General features: G+C 69.5%; 20 protein-coding genes and 1 pseudogene. 9 read left to right on the forward strand and 12 right to left on the reverse strand.

All coding sequences use genetic code 11. The annotated features are described in order from the left end of the window. The first annotated feature begins 18 nt into the window (after positions 1-18). The 5 genes from ACZ7OO_RS20990 to ACZ7OO_RS21010 all read left to right on the forward strand — a co-directional run bounded on the left by ACZ7OO_RS20990 (position 19) and on the right by ACZ7OO_RS21010 (position 5,104). Entirely contained in the window at positions 19-2,250 is a 2,232-nt protein-coding gene (locus ACZ7OO_RS20990) for an RNA degradosome polyphosphate kinase (protein WP_471506422.1), read from the forward strand. Then, positions 2,231-3,253 (forward strand): CHAD domain-containing protein, encoded by a 1,023-nt coding sequence (locus ACZ7OO_RS20995; protein WP_471506424.1) that lies wholly within the window; start codon positions 2,231-2,233, stop codon positions 3,251-3,253. Before ACZ7OO_RS20990 ends, ACZ7OO_RS20995 begins: the two co-directional genes overlap by 20 nt. Then, positions 3,250-3,666 carry an NUDIX hydrolase gene (locus tag ACZ7OO_RS21000; protein ID WP_471506426.1) on the forward strand — a complete coding sequence of 139 codons (417 nt, stop codon included), beginning with the start codon at positions 3,250-3,252 and terminating at the stop codon, positions 3,664-3,666. Before ACZ7OO_RS20995 ends, ACZ7OO_RS21000 begins: the two co-directional genes overlap by 4 nt. Positions 3,667-3,977: 311 nt before the next feature. After that, the gene (locus ACZ7OO_RS21005) at positions 3,978-4,832 is read left to right on the forward strand and encodes an SCO4651 family lipoprotein (protein WP_471506428.1); all 855 of its coding nucleotides are present in this window, start codon (positions 3,978-3,980) and stop codon (positions 4,830-4,832) included. A gap of 104 nt (positions 4,833-4,936) precedes the next feature. Then, on the forward strand, positions 4,937-5,104 hold the full coding sequence (locus ACZ7OO_RS21010) for a hypothetical protein (RefSeq protein ID WP_351747093.1): 168 nt from the start codon (positions 4,937-4,939) through the stop codon (positions 5,102-5,104). 6 nt (positions 5,105-5,110) lie between these two features. On the opposite strand, the gene ACZ7OO_RS21015 is transcribed toward ACZ7OO_RS21010, so the two are convergent. Beyond that, positions 5,111-5,449, reverse strand: coding sequence for a metal-sensitive transcriptional regulator (locus ACZ7OO_RS21015; RefSeq protein ID WP_351708846.1), 339 nt, complete (start codon positions 5,447-5,449; stop codon positions 5,111-5,113). A gap of 198 nt (positions 5,450-5,647) precedes the next feature. On the opposite strand from ACZ7OO_RS21015, the gene ACZ7OO_RS21020 reads away from it, so the two are divergent. From ACZ7OO_RS21020 to ACZ7OO_RS21030, 3 genes are all read left to right on the forward strand, one after another. Next, positions 5,648-6,268 carry a DUF47 domain-containing protein gene (locus tag ACZ7OO_RS21020; protein WP_471506430.1) on the forward strand — a complete coding sequence of 207 codons (621 nt, stop codon included), beginning with the start codon at positions 5,648-5,650 and terminating at the stop codon, positions 6,266-6,268. 7 nt (positions 6,269-6,275) lie between these two features. Then, positions 6,276-7,274: an inorganic phosphate transporter gene (locus ACZ7OO_RS21025; protein WP_471506432.1), complete on the forward strand. Its 999-nt coding sequence runs from the start codon at positions 6,276-6,278 to the stop codon at positions 7,272-7,274. A gap of 283 nt (positions 7,275-7,557) precedes the next feature. Then, complete coding sequence (locus ACZ7OO_RS21030; RefSeq protein WP_471506433.1) at positions 7,558-8,247, forward strand: hypothetical protein; 690 nt, start codon at positions 7,558-7,560, stop codon at positions 8,245-8,247. A gap of 110 nt (positions 8,248-8,357) precedes the next feature. Here the strand turns inward: ACZ7OO_RS21030 and pstB are convergent, their stop codons facing one another. The 4 genes from pstB to pstS all read right to left on the reverse strand — a co-directional run bounded on the left by pstB (position 8,358) and on the right by pstS (position 12,513). Then, positions 8,358-9,134, reverse strand: coding sequence for a phosphate ABC transporter ATP-binding protein PstB (gene pstB / locus ACZ7OO_RS21035; protein ID WP_471506435.1), 777 nt, complete (start codon positions 9,132-9,134; stop codon positions 8,358-8,360). Positions 9,135-9,175: 41 nt separating this feature from the next. After that, positions 9,176-10,231 (reverse strand): phosphate ABC transporter permease PstA, encoded by a 1,056-nt coding sequence (gene pstA / locus ACZ7OO_RS21040; RefSeq protein WP_471506437.1) that lies wholly within the window; start codon positions 10,229-10,231, stop codon positions 9,176-9,178. Then, positions 10,228-11,235 (reverse strand): phosphate ABC transporter permease subunit PstC, encoded by a 1,008-nt coding sequence (gene pstC / locus ACZ7OO_RS21045; RefSeq protein ID WP_471506439.1) that lies wholly within the window; start codon positions 11,233-11,235, stop codon positions 10,228-10,230. Before pstC ends, pstA begins: the two co-directional genes overlap by 4 nt. 147 nt (positions 11,236-11,382) lie before the next feature. Further along, positions 11,383-12,513 (reverse strand): phosphate ABC transporter substrate-binding protein PstS, encoded by a 1,131-nt coding sequence (gene pstS, locus ACZ7OO_RS21050; protein WP_471506441.1) that lies wholly within the window; start codon positions 12,511-12,513, stop codon positions 11,383-11,385. A gap of 365 nt (positions 12,514-12,878) precedes the next feature. Between pstS and ACZ7OO_RS21055 the strand changes: the two genes are divergently transcribed. After that, on the forward strand, positions 12,879-14,441 hold the full coding sequence (locus tag ACZ7OO_RS21055; RefSeq protein WP_471506443.1) for an FAD-binding oxidoreductase: 1,563 nt from the start codon (positions 12,879-12,881) through the stop codon (positions 14,439-14,441). Between the two features lie 103 nt (positions 14,442-14,544). On the opposite strand, the gene ACZ7OO_RS21060 is transcribed toward ACZ7OO_RS21055, so the two are convergent. The 7 genes and pseudogenes from ACZ7OO_RS21060 to ACZ7OO_RS21090 form a co-directional block, all read right to left on the reverse strand. Next, positions 14,545-15,237 (reverse strand): phosphatase PAP2 family protein, encoded by a 693-nt coding sequence (locus ACZ7OO_RS21060; protein WP_471506445.1) that lies wholly within the window; start codon positions 15,235-15,237, stop codon positions 14,545-14,547. 193 nt (positions 15,238-15,430) lie between these two features. Continuing rightward, entirely contained in the window at positions 15,431-16,450 is a 1,020-nt protein-coding gene (locus tag ACZ7OO_RS21065; protein WP_471506447.1) for a C40 family peptidase, read from the reverse strand. Positions 16,451-16,523: 73 nt separating this feature from the next. Next, positions 16,524-17,303, reverse strand: a complete 780-nt coding sequence (locus tag ACZ7OO_RS21070) for a trypsin-like serine peptidase (protein WP_471506486.1) — start codon at positions 17,301-17,303, stop codon at positions 16,524-16,526. Positions 17,304-17,480: 177 nt separating this feature from the next. Next, positions 17,481-17,690, reverse strand: a pseudogene (locus ACZ7OO_RS21075) (Uma2 family endonuclease); the annotation flags it as partial. A 23-nt stretch (positions 17,691-17,713) separates the two neighbouring features. Then, complete coding sequence (locus ACZ7OO_RS21080; protein ID WP_471506449.1) at positions 17,714-17,851, reverse strand: hypothetical protein; 138 nt, start codon at positions 17,849-17,851, stop codon at positions 17,714-17,716. A gap of 377 nt (positions 17,852-18,228) precedes the next feature. Further along, the gene (locus tag ACZ7OO_RS21085) at positions 18,229-18,990 is read right to left on the reverse strand and encodes an SDR family oxidoreductase (protein ID WP_471506451.1); all 762 of its coding nucleotides are present in this window, start codon (positions 18,988-18,990) and stop codon (positions 18,229-18,231) included. An 88-nt stretch (positions 18,991-19,078) separates the two neighbouring features. Next, positions 19,079-19,999, reverse strand: a complete 921-nt coding sequence (locus tag ACZ7OO_RS21090) for an oxidoreductase (RefSeq protein WP_471506453.1) — start codon at positions 19,997-19,999, stop codon at positions 19,079-19,081. Positions 20,000-20,035: the final 36 nt, after the last annotated feature.

Raw genomic sequence — 20,035 nt, forward strand, 5'->3', positions numbered from 1 at the left:
GCGCGGAACAATGGGGTCATGAGTCAGCAGAACGCCCAGGCAGAGGTCCAGCACACACAGCCGTCCGTAGGCTCCATAGCCGCGCACCGCCCGCACACCGTCGCCGCCGCGGTCTCCGACCTGGAACCCGACATCGATGCCGACCTCGACGCGTACGAGGAGTCACCGTACGACGGGCCCCAGCTGCCCCAGGGGCGCTTCCTCGACCGGGAGCGCAGCTGGCTCGCGTTCAACGAGCGGGTGCTCGAGCTCGCCGAGGACCCGAACACGCCCCTGCTGGAGCGGGCGAACTTCCTGGCGATCTTCGCCAGCAACCTGGACGAGTTCTTCATGGTCCGGGTGGCCGGCCTGAAGCGCCGTATCGCCACCGGCGTGGCCACTCGGTCCGCCTCCGGGCTGCAGCCCCGCGAGGTGCTGGAGATGATCTGGGCCCGCTCCCGTGAGCTGATGGCCCGGCACGCCGCCTGCTACCACGAGGACATCGCCCCCTCGCTCGCGGAGGAGGGCATCCACCTGGTCCGCTGGGCGGAGCTGACCGAGAAGGAGCAGGCGCGGCTCTTCACGCTCTTCCGGCACCAGATCTTCCCGGTCCTGACCCCGCTGGCGGTCGACCCGGCGCACCCCTTCCCGTACATCTCCGGCCTCTCCCTGAACCTGGCCGTGGTCGTACGCAACCCGGTCAGCGCCCACAAGCACTTCGCCCGGGTCAAGGTGCCGCCGTCGCTGTCCCGCTTCCTGGAGAGCAGCCCGGGCCGCTACGTACCCATCGAGGACGTCATCGGCGCCCATCTGGAGGAGCTGTTCCCGGGCATGGAGGTCGTGGAGCACCACGCCTTCCGCCTCACCCGGAACGAGGACCTGGAGGTCGAGGAGGACGACGCCGAGAACCTGCTCCAGGCCCTGGAGAAGGAGCTCATGCGGCGCCGCTTCGGGCCGCCGGTGCGCCTGGAGGTCGAGGAGTCCATCGACCGCGAGGTCCTCGACCTGCTGGTCCGCGAGCTGAAGATCAGCGAGGCCGAGGTCTACCCGCTGCCCGGCCCGCTGGACCTCACCGGTCTGTTCCGCATCCACAGCCTGGACCGGCCGGAGCTGAAGTACCCCAAGTTCATCGCGGGCACCCACCGCGACCTGGCCGAGGTCGAGTCGGCGTCCGCGCCCGACATCTTCGCGGCGCTGCGCGAGCGGGACGTCCTGCTGCACCACCCGTACGACAGCTTCTCGACGTCCGTACAGGCCTTCATCGAGCAGGCCGCCGACGACCCGGACGTCCTCGCGATCAAGCAGACCCTGTACCGGACCTCCGGCGACTCCCCGATCGTCAACGCGCTCATCGACGCCGCCGAGGCCGGCAAGCAGGTCCTCGTCCTGGTCGAGATCAAGGCCCGCTTCGACGAGCACGCCAACATCAAGTGGGCCAAGCGCCTGGAAGAGGCCGGCTGCCATGTCGTCTACGGCCTGGTCGGGCTGAAGACCCACTGCAAGCTGTCCCTGGTGGTCCGCCAGGAGGGCGAGACGCTACGGCGCTACTGCCATGTCGGCACGGGCAACTACCACCCGAAGACGGCCCGGCTGTACGAGGACCTCGGTCTGCTCACCGCCGACCCGCAGGTCGGCGCGGACCTGTCCGACCTGTTCAACCGCCTCTCCGGCTACTCCCGCCGGGAGACGTACCGCCGCCTGCTGGTGGCCCCCAAGTCGCTGCGCGACGGACTGATCGCGCGGATCAACAAGGAAGTACAGCACCACCGGGCCGGCCGTCCCGCGTTCATCCGCATCAAGGTCAACTCGATGGTCGACGAGGCGATCATCGACGCCCTGTACCGCGCGTCCATGGCGGGCGTGCCGGTCGACATCTGGGTCCGCGGTATCTGCGCGATCCGGCCGGGCGTCATGGGCCTGTCGGAGAACGTCCGGGTCCGTTCGATCCTCGGCCGCTTCCTGGAACACTCCCGGGTCTTCGCCTTCGGCAACGGCGGCGAGCCCGAGGTGTGGATAGGCAGCGCCGACATGATGCACCGCAACCTCGACCGCCGGATAGAGGCGTTGGTCCGGGTCACCGACCCGGCTCATCGAGCCGCGCTCAACCGGCTCCTCGAAACCGGTATGTCCGACTCCACCTCCTCCTGGCATCTGGGGCCGGACGGCGAATGGACCCGGCACGCGACCGACGCGGACGGACAGCCCCTGCGCAACATCCAGGAGATGCTCATAGACGCCCGGAGGCGCCGGCGTGGCACAGCAACACCTTGAACCGACGGACCCCACCGCCCGGGTGGTAGCCGGGGACGCCCTCGCGGGCTACCTGCGCACCCAGGCCACGGAGTTCCTCCGCGCGCTGCGCCTGCACCGGGAGACCGGGACGGCGAGCGGGACGGAGGAGTCCGTCGGCGCGGCCCGCGCGCTGCGCCGCTCGGCCCGGCGCATCAGCGGGAGCCTGCACACCTTCCGCCCCCTGCTCGAGACCGACTGGTCGGAGGAGATCCGCCCCGAACTGGCCTGGCTGTCGGGCACGCTGGGACTTGAGCACGCCTACGAGGCACGGCTGGAGCGCCTGTTGCTGGCACTCCACCGGCTCTCGGGCTCGACGACCCTGCCGAGCCAGGCCACTTCGGAGTCCGCGACCGAGCGCGGCAACCTCACCGTGGGCGCTGCCAAGGCGGGCGCCCTCCTGGACCGCCAGCTCACCCTCGCCCGCACCCGGGCACACTCCACGGCCCTCCAGGCGCTCGGCTCCTCCCGCTTCCACGCGGTCGCCGACAAGGTCGCGGTCCTGGCCAGCGAGGTCCCGCTCACGGCGGCGGCCCCCACGACGGACCTGCGCCCCCTCGCCTCGGCGGCCGAGGAACGCCTCACCGACGCCATCGCGGCCCTCCCCCTGGTCACCGCCGGCCACCCCTACAACGCGGAGGCCCTGGTCCACGGCCTGTCCCCGGACCCGTCCCCGCATCCCCAGGACGGCCCCTGGCACCAGGTCCGCCTGCTGCTGCGCCTGCACCGCTACGCCCGCGAGGTGCTGTGCGGCGAGGGCGCGCCGGTGGACGTACGGCTGCTCTCGGCCGGCCAGGCCCTGAACCGGCACCGCGACGCCTCGGAAGCGGCGGCGGCGGCCGCGGCGGCGGCCCGCACCCCGCGCATCGCCCCGGCGACGGCCTACGCCCTCGGCGTCCTCCACGCCGACCAGCGCCACGAGGTGGAGGCGGCCCGGTTCGCCTTCCAGCAGGCGTGGCAGAAACAGCGGCTGGAGGCGCTGTGAACGACACCCCGGTCCTGGCGGCCGGCTGCGTCCTGTGGCGCCGCTCACCGGTGGGCGGAGAGCTGGAGGTCTGCCTGATCCACCGCCCCAAGTACGACGACTGGTCCCACCCCAAGGGCAAGCTCAAGCGCGGCGAGGACGCGGCGACGGCCGCACTGCGCGAGGTCGAGGAGGAGACCGGCTACACAGCCCACCTCGGCAATGAACTCTCCACGGTCCGCTACTACGCCAACGGCCGCCCCAAGGAGGTCCGTTACTGGGCCGCGGAAGCGGGAGAGGGCCACTTCACCCCGAACCACGAGGTGGACAGAATCCTGTGGCTGCGCCCGGCCGAGGCACGGCAGCGACTTACTCAGCCGAGAGATGCCGAGCTGGTGGACGAACTACTGGCCTCGCTGCACAAGACCCAGTGAAAGAGGGCAGGACCGCGGCTAACCCCTCCGCTCTGTGCCCTGACCCATCCGTCCGCGCAAGGCTTCTCGCCCGCCGCGCCGGCCCCCGCCACCCACACGTACACCGCGCGTAACAGAACGCCCCGTGCTCAACCAGGCTCGTACGGTGGTCCTCTCCTTGCAAGCCCCGCTCGGAACCGTGTTTCTCCGCCACCCTGACAACGTTACCCAGCCCCGGTAAAGAGCCGGCATGCGTGACGGCCCCACCCACCCCTCGTTAACCGGAACGACAGGGGCCCGTGACGGACGTACCGGCTGGGGGTAGGCAGGCGATGGATCGGCGGCAGCACAGGCGCGCTGGAAAGACGGCCGTCACCGTAGGGCTCGTGGTCGGCCTCGGCGCATGCGCCACCGGCTGCGGCGGCGCCACCGCCGAAGGCGCCGGCGGCGGCCCCGGCGACAACTCGGTCACCGTGCTGAAGCGCGCGGCGGACACCCTGCGCGGCGCCGCCACCTCCAGGGCGACGACGTCGATGGAGATGGCGACCGGCGGCACCCGGGTCACCATCCGCGGCAAGGGCCTCTACGACTACCGCAACCAGCTCGGCGAACTCACGGTCGTGCTCCCGCAGGACCCCGCCGGTACCCCCGAGCACCGCCCGATCACCGAGCTCCTCGCCCCCGGCGCGCTGTTCATGAAGAACAGGGGCGCCGGGGTGCCCGCCGACAAATGGGTCCGCGTGGAGACCGCGAGCCTCTCCGACGGCAACCTGGTCACCGGCGGCGCGACCGACCCGTTCGCCGCGGCCGAACTGCTGCTCGGCACCCGCACCGCGACCTACCTGGGGAAGACCGAGGTCGCCGGGGCCGAGGTCCGGCACTACCGGGGCACCGCCGACCTCGCGGCCGCAGCCCGCGCGGCCTCCGCCGGCAACCGGCCGGCCCTCGCCGCCGCGGCGAAAGGGTTCGCCACGGCCGAGGTTCCGTTCGACGCGTACCTCGACGACCAGGGCCGTATCCGCAAACTGCGGCAGCGGTTCAGCTTCGTCAACGACAGCAGCAAGGGCACGGTCGCGGTCGCCTCGACGACCCTGCTGTACGACTTCGGCACTCCGGTGGACGTAAAGTTGCCGCGTCCTCAGGACATCTACGCGGGGCGGATCGCCGAAAACCAGCCAGCGCACTAGTCCCGGATCGGCTCTGTACAACCTGTGAACTAGCCCGTCCGTGCCATGCGCGTTGTGTAGACCGCTCCCTACTCTAGGAATTCGGTGACGGCAGAGAAGAGGTGATGCACGTGGCTCCGGTCGGCGGTACGGCAGTTCAGGACCACGTGGCCCTCGCCGAGATCGAGCTGTGCGGAGAACTGATCATCGCGGCGTCGGCCGCCGAGGAACGACTCAGCCTGGAGAGCATCGACGAGGTGCTGAGAGTGGCCGAGGAGCGCGAGGACGGCTGACTTCGGTCAGGTCCGCAGCAGCCGGGCGATGGCCTGGGTCGCCTCTTCCACCTTCGCGTCGATCTCCGTCCCGCCCTTGACGGCAGCGTCCGCGACGCAGTGCCGCAGGTGTTCCTCAAGCAGTTGCAGGGCGAAGGACTGCAGGGCCTTGGTGGAGGCGGAGACCTGGGTGAGTATGTCGATACAGTAGGTGTCCTCGTCGACCATGCGCTGCAGGCCGCGAATCTGGCCCTCGATCCGGCGCAGCCGTTTGAGGTGTTCGTCCTTCTGTTTGTGGTAGCCGTGCGTAGTCGCCGGAGCCCCGTTCCCGGAGGGCTTCGTCGCGCCGGCCTCGGTGGTCGTCATCGCGTCCTCCGCATTGCCGATACATATACCCCTGGTGGGTATATGGTAACGAACTTTGCTGGGTATAGGGCCCCTCGGGACGCCCCCGTACTGATCACGATGCCCGATGGGCGACACTGGAGGGCGGCCCATTAGCCGTGGCCGGATGATGCGCCTAGCATCAGCCTGACCGAAACCCATGCATACCGAGGACCCCAAGTGCGCTTTCGTCTGACCCCCAGGGAGACGAGCTTCTACGACATGTTCGCCGCGTCCGCGGACAACATCGTCACGGGCTCCAAACTCCTGATGGAACTGCTCGGGGCGGACGCGTCCGCCCGGGCCGAGATCGCAGAGCGTATGCGGGCAGCGGAACACGCGGGCGACGACGCCACGCACGCGATCTTCCACCAGCTGAACTCCTCGTTCATCACGCCCTTCGACCGCGAGGACATCTACTCCCTCGCGTCCTCCCTCGACGACATCATGGACTTCATGGAGGAGGCCGTCGACCTGGTCGTCCTCTACAACATCGAGGAGCTGCCGAAGGGCGTCGAGCAGCAGATCGAGGTGCTGGCGCGGGCCGCCGACCTGACGGCCGAGGCGATGCCCCACCTGCGGACGCTGGACAACCTCACCGAGTACTGGATCGAGGTCAACCGCCTGGAGAACCAGGCCGACCAGATCCACCGCAAGCTGCTCGCCCACCTCTTCAACGGCAAGTACGACGCGATCGAGGTGCTGAAGCTCAAGCAGATCGTGGACGTCCTGGAAGAGGCGGCGGACGCGTTCGAGCACGTGGCGAACACGGTGGAGACCATCGCCGTCAAGGAGTCCTGAGGCGTCGATGGACACCTTCGCGCTCATCGCGACCATCCTGGTCGCACTCTTCTTCACCTACACGAACGGCTTCCACGACTCGGCGAACGCGATCGCGACCTCGGTATCGACGCGGGCGCTCACCCCCCGGGCGGCGCTCGCCATGGCCACGGTGATGAACCTGGCCGGCGCGTTCCTCGGCAACGAGGTCGCCAAGACGGTCAGCGAGGGCCTGATCCGGACACCCACGGGCTCGACGGGAATGGGCATCCTCTTCGCCGCACTCGTCGGCGCGATCGTCTGGAACCTCGTCACCTGGTACTTCGGCCTGCCCTCCTCGTCCTCCCACGCCCTGTTCGGCGGCCTGGTGGGCGCGGCCCTGGCCGGCGGCACGCAGGTTCTCTGGAACGGCGTCGTCGACAAGATCATCATCCCGATGTTCCTGTCGCCGGTAGTCGGCCTGGTCCTCGGCTACCTGGTGATGACGGCCATCATGTGGCTCTTCCGCCGGGCCAACCCGCACAAGGCGAAGCAGGGCTTCCGCATAGCGCAGACCGTCTCCGCGGCCGGCATGGCCCTCGGGCACGGCCTCCAGGACGCGCAGAAGACGATGGGCGTCGTCTTCATGGCACTGGTGATTTCCGGCCATGCGACGTACGGCGACTCCATCCCGGTCTGGGTCAAGATCATCTGTGCCGTGATGCTCTCCCTCGGCACCTACGCCGGCGGCTGGCGCATCATGCGCACACTGGGCCGCAAGATCATCGAGCTGGACCCCCCGCAGGGCTTCGCGGCCGAGGCGACGGGGGCCTCGATCATGTTCACCACGGCGTTCCTCTTCAAGGCGCCGATCTCCACGACCCACGTCATCACCTCGGCCATCATGGGCGTCGGCGCGACGAAGCGCTTGAACGCGGTCCGCTGGGGCGTGGCCAAGAACATCGTCCTGGGCTGGTTCATCACGATGCCGGCGGCGGCCCTGGTGGCAGCGGCGGCCTACGGCCTCGTGGACCTGGCGTTCCTGTAGCCACGCAACACGTGACCGGTGAGGCCGCGATGACTCTGCGAGCAGGAACGATTCACCTCATGGCCGGCAACGGCCTCGGGGACTTCGTTGCCGCGGCGATGGCGCGGCGGCCGGGCACGGCGGAGCGGGTGTCGACCGTCGTGCTCGTCGGCGACGAGGGCCGGGCCGTGCACGAGCCGGCCGGCGGCGCGGACGGCGTCGTACGCCTCACCCCCCGCCCTGCTCCAAACCCTCTCCCAGGACCTGGACTGGGTCCGGGCGGCGTACCCCGCCCGTCGAGCTGGTGCTGCTGGACCGGGAGGTGCCGACCGCGGCCGCCCTCGACGTGCTGACCGCGCTCCGGCGGGAGTACGGCGACCCGGGTGTCGAGGTCCTGTCGGTCGGCGGACCGTTCCGGTGCTCCTGCGGGGCGGCGGTGCGGTTGCTGCCTCCGGGCCCCGCCGGGGACGCCGTGCAGGCGCTGCTCGCGCCGCTGGGCCACTTCACCGTCTGTCTCGTGGGCTCCGGCGACGGCTCCCCCGGGTCGGCCGCGGACTACTGGACGTTCGTGTCCGGGCTGACCTCTGCGGAGGGGACGACGGTCGCCGAGGGCGTCGCCCGGGAGTTCGCCACCTGTGTCGTGCACGACTGCTCGGACGCCCTGGCCCTGGTCTGCGCGGGGGCGCTGGGCTTCGAGGGGGGCGTGGGGACCTTTCCCGACGGGGAGATCGCGCGGGTGGACGGGAGTGCGGCCTCGGTGGTCCGGTTCGCGGCAGCGGACGAGCCGCCGGCGCTTGCGCCGCATGTGTGCGCCGCCGGCCCGGCAGCCGGGCGGGCGCACCCGGGCACGGCCGGCGGCAGGCCTGACGCGGTGACCTGGCGCCGGCCGGCGCAGACCATGGGGCTGACCGGCCCACAGGCGGCCGCACAGGCCATGGACAAGCCGCTGAGCTCGGGCCAGGAACCGGCCGCTTCCCCCGTCCACAGGGCGTGAACCCCGCACCGACGGACACACAGACGGGCCCGCCCCCGGGAGCCAGGGGCGGGCCCTTTTGCACCTCGCGGTGGCACCGCCATGCAGCACCGCGAGGGGTCGATTCCGGCTTAGCCGAAGCGGCCGGAGATGTAGTCCTCGGTGGCCTGGACCGAGGGGTTGGAGAAGATGCGCTCCGTGTCGTCGATCTCGATCAGCCGGCCGGGCTGACCGACGGCGGAGAGGTTGAAGAAGGCGGTGCGGTCGGAGACACGCGCGGCCTGCTGCATGTTGTGCGTCACGATGACGATCGTGAAGCGCTCCTTGAGCTCACCGATCAGGTCCTCGATGGCGAGGGTGGAGATCGGGTCGAGCGCGGAGCAGGGCTCGTCCATGAGCAGCACCTTCGGCTCGACCGCGATCGCGCGGGCGATGCACAGACGCTGCTGCTGACCACCGGAGAGGCCGGAGCCCGGCCTGTTCAGGCGGTCCTTGACCTCGTTCCAGAGGTTCGCACCCTTGAGCGACTTCTCGACGATGTCGTCGAGCTGGCTCTTCTTGTAGTTGCCGTTCAGCCTCAGACCCGCGGCCACGTTGTCGAAGATCGACATCGTGGGGAACGGGTTCGGACGCTGGAACACCATGCCGATCTCGCGGCGCACCGACACGGGGTCGATACCGGCGCCGTAGAGGTTCTCGTCGTCGAGGAGGACCTTGCCCTCGACGCGGCCGCCGGGGGTGACCTCGTGCATGCGGTTGAGCGTGCGCAGGAACGTCGACTTGCCACAGCCGGAGGGGCCGATGAACGCCGTGACGGTGCGCGGCTCGATGTTCATCGAGATGTCCTCGATGGCCTTGTGAGAGCCGTAGTAGGCGGTGAGCCCGCTTACGTCGATTCGCTTGGACATTACTTCTTCACTTCCAGACAGTCGGTCGCTGTAAGGCCGCGTCAGCGACCGGTCTTGGGGGCCTTCCAGCGGGCGATGCCGCGGGCCACCAGGTTCAGGATCATCACGAAGGCGATCAGCGTGAGCGACGCTGCCCAGGCACGGTCGTACGCGGCGTTGGCACCCGCGCTGTTCGCGTACTGCTGGTAGATGAACAGCGGCAGCGACGACTGTGCACCCTCGAAGGGGTTGTTGTTGATGAACGGGTTGCCGAACACCAGCAGCAGCACCGGGGCGGTCTCACCCGCGATACGGGCAATGGCCAGCATGACACCGGTGGTGATACCGCCGATGGAGGTCGGCAGGACCACCTTCAGGATCGTGCGCCACTTCGGCACGCCGAGGGCCAGCGAGGCCTCGCGCAGCTCGTTGGGGACGAGCTTGAGCATCTCCTCGGTGGAGCGGACCACGACCGGCATCATCAGGATGGCCAGGGCCAGCGATCCGGCGAAACCGAAGGGCTGCATGTCGAAGATCAGCATGAGGCTGAGGATGAACAGACCCGCGACGATCGACGGGATACCGGTCATCACGTCGACGAAGAAGGTGACCGCCTTGGCGAGCCGGCCGCGGCCGTACTCGACGAGGTAGATCGCGGTGAGGATGCCGATCGGGGCACCGATGACGGTGGCGAGACCGACCTGCTCCAGCGAGCCGATGATCGCGGCGTAGGCGCCGCCGCCGGCCTCGGAGTCGGCGACCACGCCCATGGAGTGGCTGAGGAAGTAGACGTCCAGGACCTTCACACCGCGGGAGATGGTCACCCAGATCAGGGAGACCAGCGGGATCACGGCGACGATGAAGGCGACCCAGACCAGGGAGGTCGCGATCCGGTCCTTCGCCTGCCGGCGGCCCTCGACCTTGGCGGCGATGCCGTAGGTGCCGAGGACATAGAGAAGGGCCGCGATCAGACCCCACTGGATCTTGCTGTCCAGGCCGCCGACGAGGCCGATGACCACGCCGAGGACGATGGACCCGCCGATGATGGCGTAGGGGGACCACTTGGGGAGGGTGGCGCCTTGCAGGCTGCTGGGGCGCTTGACTGCTGCGGTGCTCATGCGTTGGCCCCCGAGTACTCCGCGCGGCGGGTGATGATCACGCGGGCCGCGCCGTTGACCAGCAGGGTGATGACGAACAGGACGAGACCGGACGCGATCAGCGCGTCACGGCCGTCGGGGGTCGCCTCGCTGAACTTGCTGGCGATGTTCTGGGCGAAGGTGCCGCCGCCCGGGTTGAGCAGGCTGGCGTGGATCTGGAAGTCCGGGGAGAGCACGGTGGCGACTGCCATCGTCTCGCCGAGCGCGCGGCCGAGGCCGAGCATCGAGGCGGAGATCACGCCGGAGCGGCCGAAGGGCAGCACCGACATGCGGATGACCTCCCAGCGCGTGGCGCCGAGGGCGAGTGCCGCTTCCTCGTGCATCTGCGGGACCTGGCGGAAGACCTCGCGGCTCACGTTGGTGATGATCGGCAGGATCATGATCGCGAGCAGGATGCCGACGGTCAGCATCGAGCGCGGCGCGCCGCCGTCCCAGGAGAAGATCCCGGTCCAGCCGAAGTACCTGTCGAGCCAGCCGAACAGGCCGTTCATGTGCGGTACGAGGACCAACGCGCCCCACAGGCCGTACACGATGGACGGCACCGCGGCGAGCAGGTCGATCACATAGCCGATGGTGCCGCCGAGCCTGCGCGGCGAGTAGTGCGTGATGAACAGCGCGATGGCGACGGCGATCGGGACGGCGATGGCCATGGCGATGATCGAGGAGACGACCGTGCCGAAAGCCAGGACCGCGATACCGAAGGTCGGCGGGATGAGGTTGGTGTTCCACTCGAAGGTGGTGAGGAAGTTGCCGTGGTCGCGGCTGATCGCGAGGGCGGCACGGTAGGTGAGGAAGACCACGATCGCGGCCATGATCACCAGCAGCAGGATGCCGGACCCACGGGAGAGGCCGAGGAAGACCCGGTCACCGGCGCGGGTGGCACCGCGGGCGTTGCGCTTCTGCTCGGCCGTGCTGGGCTGTGGGGTGGGGGGAGATGCGTCTGTTGTCTGTGTAGATATGTCCATCGGGTTCTCCGGTCTGCGGAGCCGCCTTGGGGAGCGGCTCGGAGGAGCCGTACACCCCAGCTGCTCGAGGGGCATACGGCTCCGGGCGGCGGTGCACCGGACGGTGCGGCCGGGCTCCTTCCGGAACTCGGCCGCACTCGCGGATCTTTAGCTGAGGCCCTCGATGGTGGTGCGGACCTTGGTGATGATGTCGGCGGGAACAGGGGCGTAGTCGATCGTGGAAAGGACCTTCTGGCCGTCCTCGCTGGCGATGTAGCGCAGGAACGCCTTGGTCGCCGGGAGGGTGTCGGCCTTGTTGCCCTTGTCGCAGACGATCTCGTACGTGACCAGGGTCATCGGGTAGGCACCCTCGGCCTTGGTCTTGTAGTCCAGCTGCAGCGCCAGGTCCTTGCCGGTGCCGACGACCTTGGCGGCCGCGATGTCGGCGGTGGCGGACTCGGTGGACGGGGCGACCGGCTTGCTGGCACCCGTGTCGATCGAGACGGCCTTGACGCCGTCCGAGACGTAGGAGAGCTCGAAGTAGCCGATGGCGCCGGAGGTCTGCTTGACCTGCTGGGCGACACCCGCGGACTGCGGAGCGGACTGGCCGCCCTTGGCCTGCCAGGCCTTACCGCCGGAGTACTTCCAGTTGGACGGGGTGGCGGCGATCAGGTACTTGGTGAAGTTGTCCGTCGTACCCGACTCGTCCGAGCGGTGGAACGCCTGGATCTTGAGGTCGGGGAGCTTCGCGCTGGGGTTCAGCTTCTTGATCGCCGCGTCGTTCCACTTGGTGATCTTGCTGTCGAAGATCTTGGCGATCGTCGGCGCGTCCAGAACCAGGTTGTCGACACCCGGGACGTTGTAACCGAGGGCGATCGGGCCGCCGACCATCGGGAGGTCGATGCCCTGGCCGCCGGAGCAGATCTTCTTGGAGGCGGTGACCTCTTCCGGCTTCAGCGCGGAGTCGGAACCGGCGAAGGCGACCTGGCCCTGCGTGAAGGCGGTCACACCGGCGCCGGAGCCGGAGCCCTTGTAGTTGATCTGCACACCGCAGGCCTGGGAGAAGTTCTTCACCCAGGCGTCGATCGCGTTCTTCTGCGCGGAGGAGCCATCCGCGAGCAGCTGACCCTTGGCGTTGTCACACTTGATCGAGCTGCTGCTGGAGGCCGTGGCCGACGCGCTGTTGGAGCCGCTGGCGCCGTTGTCGTTCGAGCCGCACGCCGTAAGGGCCAGGGCGCCGGAGACAGCGACAGCACCGAGAGACAGGGCGCGCAGCCGATTCTTGCGCTGAAGCTTCACTTTCGGGAGTTCCTTCCAGGGGCGCCACCTTCGGCGGCGTGCGAAGTATTCGTGAAGGGGTGAGGGCCTCCTGACTGGGCATTTATGACCGCTCACCACATCGGGTAGGGCCGAAATTAGGCAGAACAGGTGAAGCCGCCGATGGCCATCGGTAAACGGAGGGTGAACCCCTGCCGTCAACCCGGTTAGGTCACGGAACGCTTACGGTGCGGGCACATACAGGTTCCAACCGCCGGGATACACGAACACGGTTTCGACGTTCGCCATCACAGCCGTTACGACGTCACAGCGTTCGTTACACCGGATGGGAACCCGTGTGCGACGGACGCCGTCTCGTCCCACGAAAGTCGACGAAAGGCACGGGCATGGAACGGCGTACCTTCATATCGGGCGGAGCGGCCACCCTCGCGGCGACCGCACTGACGGGGTGCAGCTCCGGCACCGCCACCGCCTCCCACACAACCGGCGCGCCACTCGCGTCCACATCCTCTCGTACGGCGCTGAAGACCACCAGCGCAGCGGCCGCGGCCAACTGGACCGCCCTGGCCCACGCCCTGGACGGCACCCTGGTCCGTCCCGCCGACGCGAGCTGGAAGACGGCCCACCAGCTCTACAACACCCGCTTCGACGGACTGAAGCCGTCGGCGGTGGCTTACGTGGCCCACGCGGACGACATCCGCACCACACTGTCGTACGCCCAGGCCCATGGACTGAAGATCGCGATCCGCAACGGCGGCCACTCCTACGCGGGCTACTCCTCGGGCGACGGCCGCCTGATCCTCGACGTCTCCAAGCTCAACCGCATCCGGGTCAGCGGCGGCACGGCGGTCGTCGGCGCCGGCTCCAAACTGATCGACGTCTACCGCGGCCTCGCGGCCAAGGGCGTGACCATCCCGGCGGGCTCCTGCCCCACGGTCGGCGTCTCCGGCCTGGTCCTTGGCGGCGGCCACGGGGTCGCGTCCCGCGCGTACGGCCTGACCTGCGACAGCCTCACCCAGGCGACGCTGATCACGGCGGACGGCACACAGGTGGTCGCCAACGCGACGACGAACAAGGACCTCTTCTGGGCGCTGCGCGGAGCCGGCAACGGCAACTTCGGCGTCGTGACGGAGCTGCAGTTCAGGACCCACCCCACCCCGCAGGCCGTGACGGCGTACCTGACCTGGCCCTGGTCGAAGGCGGCGCAGGTCCTCAAGGCCTGGCAGGAGTGGGGCCCCTCCCAGCCGGACGAGATCTGGTCCTCCCTCCACCTGGAGGGCTCCGGCGGCACGCCGCGCATCTCGGTGGCCTGCTTCTCGATGGGCACGTACGGCGAACTCCAGAACGCGGTGGACGCCCTCGCCCACAAGGCGGGCGCCAACGCCTCCTCCGTCTCGCTGCGCCGCCACGGCTACGAGGAGGCGATGGAGATCTACGCCGGCTGCTCCTCCTTCTCCGCCCAGGCCCAGTGCCACCTCCCCGGCTCCACGCCGGGCCGCTCCACGTCGGGCAGGCTCGGCCGCGAGACGTACGCGGCCCGCTCCGACTTCTTCGACCGCTCGCTCTCCACGGCCGGCATCCAGACGGCCCTGAAGCAGATCAGCTCGGTCCGCGGCGGCGCCGGCAGCATCGCCTTCACGGCGCTCGGCGGCGCGGTCAACCGGGTCGCCCCGACGGCGACGGCGTTCGTGCACCGCCGGTCGCGGATGCTGGCGCAGTACATAGTGTCGTGGGGAGCGGGCGCCTCCGGCGGCTTGGGCCAGACGTGGCTGAACGGGGCGCACACGGCGATGAAGCCGTACGCCTCCGGTGCGGCGTACCAGAACTACACCGACCCGACGCTGACCGACTGGAAGAAGGCGTACTACGGGGACGCGGCGACACGCCTCGGGACGGTGAAGAAGCAGTACGACCCGGCGCGGTTCTTTTCGTACCCGCAGGGGTTGTGAGAGTTCTTCGGCCGCGGGTGCGTGGGGGCTGATCGCGCCCACGCGCCGGTAGCCGCACATCGATACAGCCCCGCGCCCCTTACGGGGCACGTCGTAGCTGCACCTATGCCGCCAGGTCCCGTTCCTCCGACTCCACCGGAGGGCGGGCCCCCGGTACCAGCCCCACCGTCGCCGAACGCCTCCGCACGATCCAGCCCACCCTCGGCGACCCCTCCACCGCCTTCGTCACGGGCGTCAGCAGCGCCGTGGCCAGCGGGGACAGCAGAAGCACGACGGCCGTACCCAGCGCGAAGCCGCCCACCACGTCCGTCGGGTAGTGCACCCCCATGTACACCCGGCAGAACCCCTCCACCAGCGCCAGCCCTATCCCCGCCAGCCCGAACTTACGGTTCGCGACGAAGAGTCCGACCCCCAGGGCCATGGTGATCGTCGCGTGGTCGCTCACGAACGAGTAGCCGGTCTTGCCGGAGACCAGGACGTCGAGCCCCTGGTGGGTGAGGAACGGCCGGGGACGCTCGACGAACCCGCGGATGGGAACGTTCACGAGGACGGCGATCGCGGCGGCGAGCGGTGTCCACACCAGCGCGGCGATGGTGGACGCGGCGTCCTCGTCCCCACGGCGCCGCACGGACCACCAGCACCACACCACCAGCAGCACCATCGCGACCAGCAGCCCGTACTCCCCGACGAACTCCATGCCGCGGTCGAACCAGTGCGGTGCGTCCTTGGCCAGGCCGTTGATGTCGTAGAGCAGGTCGACGTCGGGGTTGGATCCGGATTCGGCGAGTACAGCCATCGTGCGTGCGGCCCCTTCGTCGTCGTCCCGGACGCACCTCGTGTGCGCCGCTCGCTGCCACCCCCGTGGTCGGCTACGTCAACAGGAACGCACGGCCTACGTCCCTACGTTCCACCATCCACCGAATGATCACGCAGACGTTATCGAAGAGAGACACAAAGCCCCAGCTCAGGGGGTGGGTTATACGCTCCGTTCACACCGTGGTGGGCAGCGCTTTCGCGCCATCCTCGGTTACCCGGGTGGCCCCGAAGTAGTCGGCGCCGTCGATGGGGTCGAACCGGATGACCGCCCCCGTGTACGGCGCGTCGATCATGTACCCGCCCCCCACGTAGATCCCCACGTGGTGGATGGCCCGGGAGTTGGAGAGGTCGGTGGAGAAGAAGACCAGGTCCCCCGGCAGCAGCTCGTTCCGCGACGGGTGCGGCCCGGCGTTGTACTGGTCGTTGGCGACGCGCGGCAGGGTGATCCCCACACTCGCGTACGCGGCCTTCGTCAGCCCGGAGCAGTCGAACCGGCCGCCGTCCTGAACTGTGCCGTTACCGCCCCAGAGGTAGGGGGTGCCGAGCTTGTTCTGGGCGTACTCGATGGCACCGGCGGCCTGCTTGGTCGGGGAGAGCCGGCTGACGGGCGCGGCGAAGCTGTCCTCGAGGGTGGTGATCGTCTTGACGTAGTTCTGGGTCTCCTTGTACGGCGGCACACCCTTGTACTTGATGACCGCGTACGCCCCCGCGTTGTAGGCGGCGAGCATGTTCTCGGAGATGTTGCCGGGGACGTCCTTGACGTACGAGGCGAGTTGGCAGTCGTAGGAGGCGGCCGACGGAATCGCGTCATTCGGGTCCCAGACGTCGCGGACCCCGTCACCGTTGCCGTCGATTCCGTGGGTGGCCCAGGTCCCCGGGATGAACTGAGCTATCCCCTGCGCGGCCGCAGCGCTCTGCGCCGTCGGGTTGAACCCGCTCTCCTGATAGAGCTGCGCGGCAAGGAGGGCAGGATTGATCGCGGGGCACAGATTGCCCCACTTCTGCACGATGGTGGAGTAGGCGGCCGGCACGGCTCCCTTGGCGAGTGCCCTGGTGGCACCGCCCGCGCCGTTGAGCAGGTTCCCGGCGACGACGTACACCCCGACGACGAGCAGCATGACGAAGCTCAGCCCGAGCCCGACCGCCGCGCCACCGATCACCCATACTTTCCGCACGCCCCAACCCTCCCCCATGCCAGGGCTGTTCAACGCCATTTCGGCCGAGAGTGGCGCTATTTCACAGCAGGACGGCGCACATGACGCCGTCTCAGCCGCCTACGGCGTCCTTGTACAGCTCGGCGGCCTCGGTCCCGAGCACCACGCTGTACGACGTATCGGCGGTCGACCCCCCTTGCTCATGCCCGCCCAGCACCCCGACCACGTCATGGTCCCCGTTCACCCAGGGACTCCCGCTGGTGCCCCCCGTGAACTCAGGGCAGTTGATGCGCTGTTGCGTGGCACTGTGGGCGACGGGCTTGTTGGTGCAACTGATGGGCACCTCACGCGATTCGGGATACCCGGTGACGGTGACGGCGGTGGCCCCGGTGGCCATACCGGTGACGAACCGGTTGGCCCCGGTCACGTCCTCGACCCGCTTGCCGCCCCGCTCGTCCACGACGGCGAAGGCGATATCACTGTCCTCGTCCTGCCCATGCGCCCACCCGTCGGGCAGATACCGCCGCCCCACCTTCCACGCCCCGTACGGCGCCTGCCCGTCCCGGTACCCCGGCACGAAGACGAGCCCCGTGACGTCGTCCCCGTCGACGCAGTGCGCGGCGCTGACGATCAGATCCCGCTGCGGGCTGTGTACGACCGAGGCGGTGCAGAAGTGGTTGCCGGCCAGGCTCCCGGCCTTGTCGGCGCTGAACAGCGCCCCGACCCTCGCGCTCTCCGCGGTCGTACCGACCATCGCGGTCACCCCGAACGGCCCGGGGCCGTCATCGGCGGCCGCCACGGAGGCGGAGGTGGCGGCGACCACGACCGCCACGCCGAGCGCGACACGGCGCGAAACGCGCGAAACGGAAGAGATGCGTGAGGTGCGCTTCATCAGGCCCCACTGTGTCTCACAAAGGTGAGAAACGGTTCCCGACTTCACTGAGTTTTTTGTCTGTGAGCCGCCCGGCGACCTCTGCGGTTCGCCGTACACCGGAAAGCCGTCGGTAGCGACCTCGATCCCCAATGGCTCGGGCAACGGCACGGTCTCGCCGTACTTCCCGGACAGCATGTCCTGGTAGGCACCGTTGTCGGGGCGGATGTGCAACGCCCAGGTCCCGTGCCGGGGATCGACGACGAGGAGGACTGGGACCCGGGCGACGGCGTACCAGTCGGCCTTGTCACGGATCTCGCGGGACTTCTCGGACGCGGAGATCACCTCGACGGCAGGCGCGGTGTCCTCGGGGGCGGCGAGCCAGTCGTCGTCCTCCGTCCACTCCATGGGCAGGACGATCAGATCGGGGGTCACACAGTCGTCCGGGTCGTCGGGGAGAGCGTCGACGACACCTCGAAGGCTCCCAACCCTTCCGGCAGCACTCCGTCGATCCGGCGGCGGATCTGACAGACCACGCCCGCGTGCTTCCCACGCGGCGTCGGGGACATCCCGAGCTTTCCTCCCACGGTCCGCACGCGCAGACCCGTCGCTTCCTCGGTCCTCTCGGCGACTTCGCGGAGGTTCCCCGGGCGGGGGCGCGGTCCGGACCAGGCGTCCGATGACACAGCCATGGCTCGCTGCCTCCGTCCCTCCGGCTCGGTCACGTCTCCGGCTGCGCGAGCGGGTTCGGTGGGAGGTCCGACATCCCGCTCGACTTCGCATTCCAGCCCACGCTACTGGGCACCCTCACCGCGCGCAGTCCGGCCGACTGGTCCACGGTCCGACGCCAGACCGTCTGTGTCGTCAGTCTCGACGGGCTCGACGCCGTCGCCCGTATCGACGATGCCCTGCGCGCGGTCCTCGACCTGTGACCTCGACGCCCCACTCAGAACGTCGTCGTCATCCCCCCGTCCACCGCGATCGTCTGCCCCGTGATGAAGGACGCCGCGTCGCTCGCCAGGAAGACCACGATGCCCGCGATCTCGGCCGGGCGGCCCCAGCGGCCCAGTGCCGTGCGGGTCCGCAGCCATCGCCCCCACTCCGGGTCCTGCGCCAGCTCCGCGTTGACGTCCGTCGCGAACGTGCCGGGTGCCACCGAGTTCACCGTTGTGCCGCTGGGGCCGAGATCGGCCGCCAGCGCCCGGGTCAGACCGTCGAGGCCCGCCTTCGCCGCGGCGTAGGCGACGTCCCCCGTGCGGCCCAACTGGCCGACGACCGACGAGACGTTGATGACGCGGCCCGGGGTGCCACGTGCGGCCAGGCCTCGGGCCACCGTCTGGCTCAGCGCGTACGCCGAGGTCAGGTGAACGTCGAGCAGCGCGGACAGCTCGTCCGGGGTCATCTCGTGGACCCCGCGCCGGTCGCGGTGGCCCACGTTGTTGACCAGGATGTCGATCGCACCGAGAGCGGTCACCGCATCCTCGGCCGCCTCGCGGTCGGTCACGTCGAAGGCCGCGCCCACCGCGTCGAAACCGTTGTCGCGGAGAGCCCCGGCCGCCACCTCCAGCGTCACCGGGTCCCGGCCGTTGAGGATCACCCGCGCGCCGGCGCCCGCCAGCCCCCGGGCCATCTCCAGCCCAAGCCCGCGCACGGAGCCGGTCACCAGGGCCGTACGCCCGTCGAGCGCGAAGTCCACGCCACCGCTCATCCGGCCACCTCCCGGAGAACCGTCGAATCCGCTCACCGTATCCGGCGGGCCGCCACGGCCTGTCGGGCGTCCGGGTGCTGGGCGGCGGTCACACGGCCTCGACCCCGAGCGGCCACATCACCCCCGTCATCTCCTCCGACAGCGTCCACAGCCGGCGGGCCGCCACCGGGTCGCTCGCCGCCGCGCTACGCCCCGCCAGCGCCGGTGCGCCCCGCAGCTCGCCGAAACCGCTCGGGCCGACATAACTGGCACCGGGCAGATCCTGGGTCGCCGCGTACAGCGTGGGCAGCGTGCCCCCGCGGTCGTCCTGGGCGACGAGCAGGTTGCCCAGGCGCATGCCGAGCCGGGCGAGCGGGTTGGCGGTGTGGCTCTGGAGGTTGGTGGCCGCGTAGCCGGGGTGGGCGGCCAGCGCGCGGACCGGGGAGCCGGCCTCCGTCAGACGGCGCTGGAGTTCCAGGGTGAACAGGAGGTTCGCCAGCTTGGACTGGGCGTAGGCGCGGGTCGGCTGGTAGGTGCCGCGCAGGTTGACGTCGGCGAAGTGGATCACGCCGTCGCCGCCGCGGTGCAGCCCGGAGGAGACCGTCACCACCCGGTCCGTGAGGTACGGCAGCAGCAGGTTCGTCAGCGCGAAGTGGCCCAGGTGGTTCGTGCCGAACTGCATCTCGAAGCCGTCCTTGGTGGACAGCTCCGGCAGCATCATCACGCCCGCGTTGTTGATCAGGAGGTCCAGCGGGCGGTCCCAGCCCGCCGCGAACTCCCGTACCGAGGCCAGGTCCGCCAGATCCAGGCGGCGCACCTCCGTGCTGCCGTTCACCCGCGCGGCGGCCGCGCGCCCGCGCTCCGGGTCCCGTACCGCGAACACCACATGCGCGCCGGACCGGGCCAGCGCGTCCGCGGCGGTGAAGCCGATGCCGCTGTTGGCACCGGTGACCACGGCCGTACGACCGGCGAGGTCGGGGAGATCGGACGCGTTCCACGTCCCGGTTTTCGTGCCTGTCTTCTCAGCCATGCCCGCCAAAGTAGACGTCGCCAACAATGATGTCAA

This window comes from Streptomyces sp. NPDC111744 (genome assembly GCF_055634995.1).

Excerpts from the sequence above, each read along its gene's own strand:
- ACZ7OO_RS21065 (WP_471506447.1), bottom strand. The coding sequence starts at position 16,450 with ATGGGGGAGGGTTGGGGCGTGCGGAAAGTATGGGTGATCGGTGGCGCG.
- ACZ7OO_RS21005 (WP_471506428.1), top strand. The coding sequence starts at position 3,978 with ATGGATCGGCGGCAGCACAGGCGCGCTGGAAAGACGGCCGTCACCGTA.
- pstB (WP_471506435.1), bottom strand. The coding sequence starts at position 9,134 with ATGTCCAAGCGAATCGACGTAAGCGGGCTCACCGCCTACTACGGCTCT.
- ACZ7OO_RS21070 (WP_471506486.1), bottom strand. The coding sequence starts at position 17,303 with ATGAAGCGCACCTCACGCATCTCTTCCGTTTCGCGCGTTTCGCGCCGT.
- ACZ7OO_RS21015 (WP_351708846.1), bottom strand. The coding sequence starts at position 5,449 with ATGACGACCACCGAGGCCGGCGCGACGAAGCCCTCCGGGAACGGGGCT.
- ACZ7OO_RS21060 (WP_471506445.1), bottom strand. The coding sequence starts at position 15,237 with ATGGCTGTACTCGCCGAATCCGGATCCAACCCCGACGTCGACCTGCTC.
- ACZ7OO_RS21010 (WP_351747093.1), top strand. The coding sequence starts at position 4,937 with ATGCACGTGGCTCCGGTCGGCGGTACGGCAGTTCAGGACCACGTGGCC.
- pstC (WP_471506439.1), bottom strand. The coding sequence starts at position 11,235 with ATGGACATATCTACACAGACAACAGACGCATCTCCCCCCACCCCACAG.
- ACZ7OO_RS21090 (WP_471506453.1), bottom strand. The coding sequence starts at position 19,999 with ATGGCTGAGAAGACAGGCACGAAAACCGGGACGTGGAACGCGTCCGAT.
- ACZ7OO_RS21055 (WP_471506443.1), top strand. The coding sequence starts at position 12,879 with ATGGAACGGCGTACCTTCATATCGGGCGGAGCGGCCACCCTCGCGGCG.
- ACZ7OO_RS21085 (WP_471506451.1), bottom strand. The coding sequence starts at position 18,990 with ATGAGCGGTGGCGTGGACTTCGCGCTCGACGGGCGTACGGCCCTGGTG.
- ACZ7OO_RS21080 (WP_471506449.1), bottom strand. The coding sequence starts at position 17,851 with ATGTCCCCGACGCCGCGTGGGAAGCACGCGGGCGTGGTCTGTCAGATC.
- ACZ7OO_RS20990 (WP_471506422.1), top strand. The coding sequence starts at position 19 with ATGAGTCAGCAGAACGCCCAGGCAGAGGTCCAGCACACACAGCCGTCC.
- ACZ7OO_RS21025 (WP_471506432.1), top strand. The coding sequence starts at position 6,276 with ATGGACACCTTCGCGCTCATCGCGACCATCCTGGTCGCACTCTTCTTC.
- pstA (WP_471506437.1), bottom strand. The coding sequence starts at position 10,231 with ATGAGCACCGCAGCAGTCAAGCGCCCCAGCAGCCTGCAAGGCGCCACC.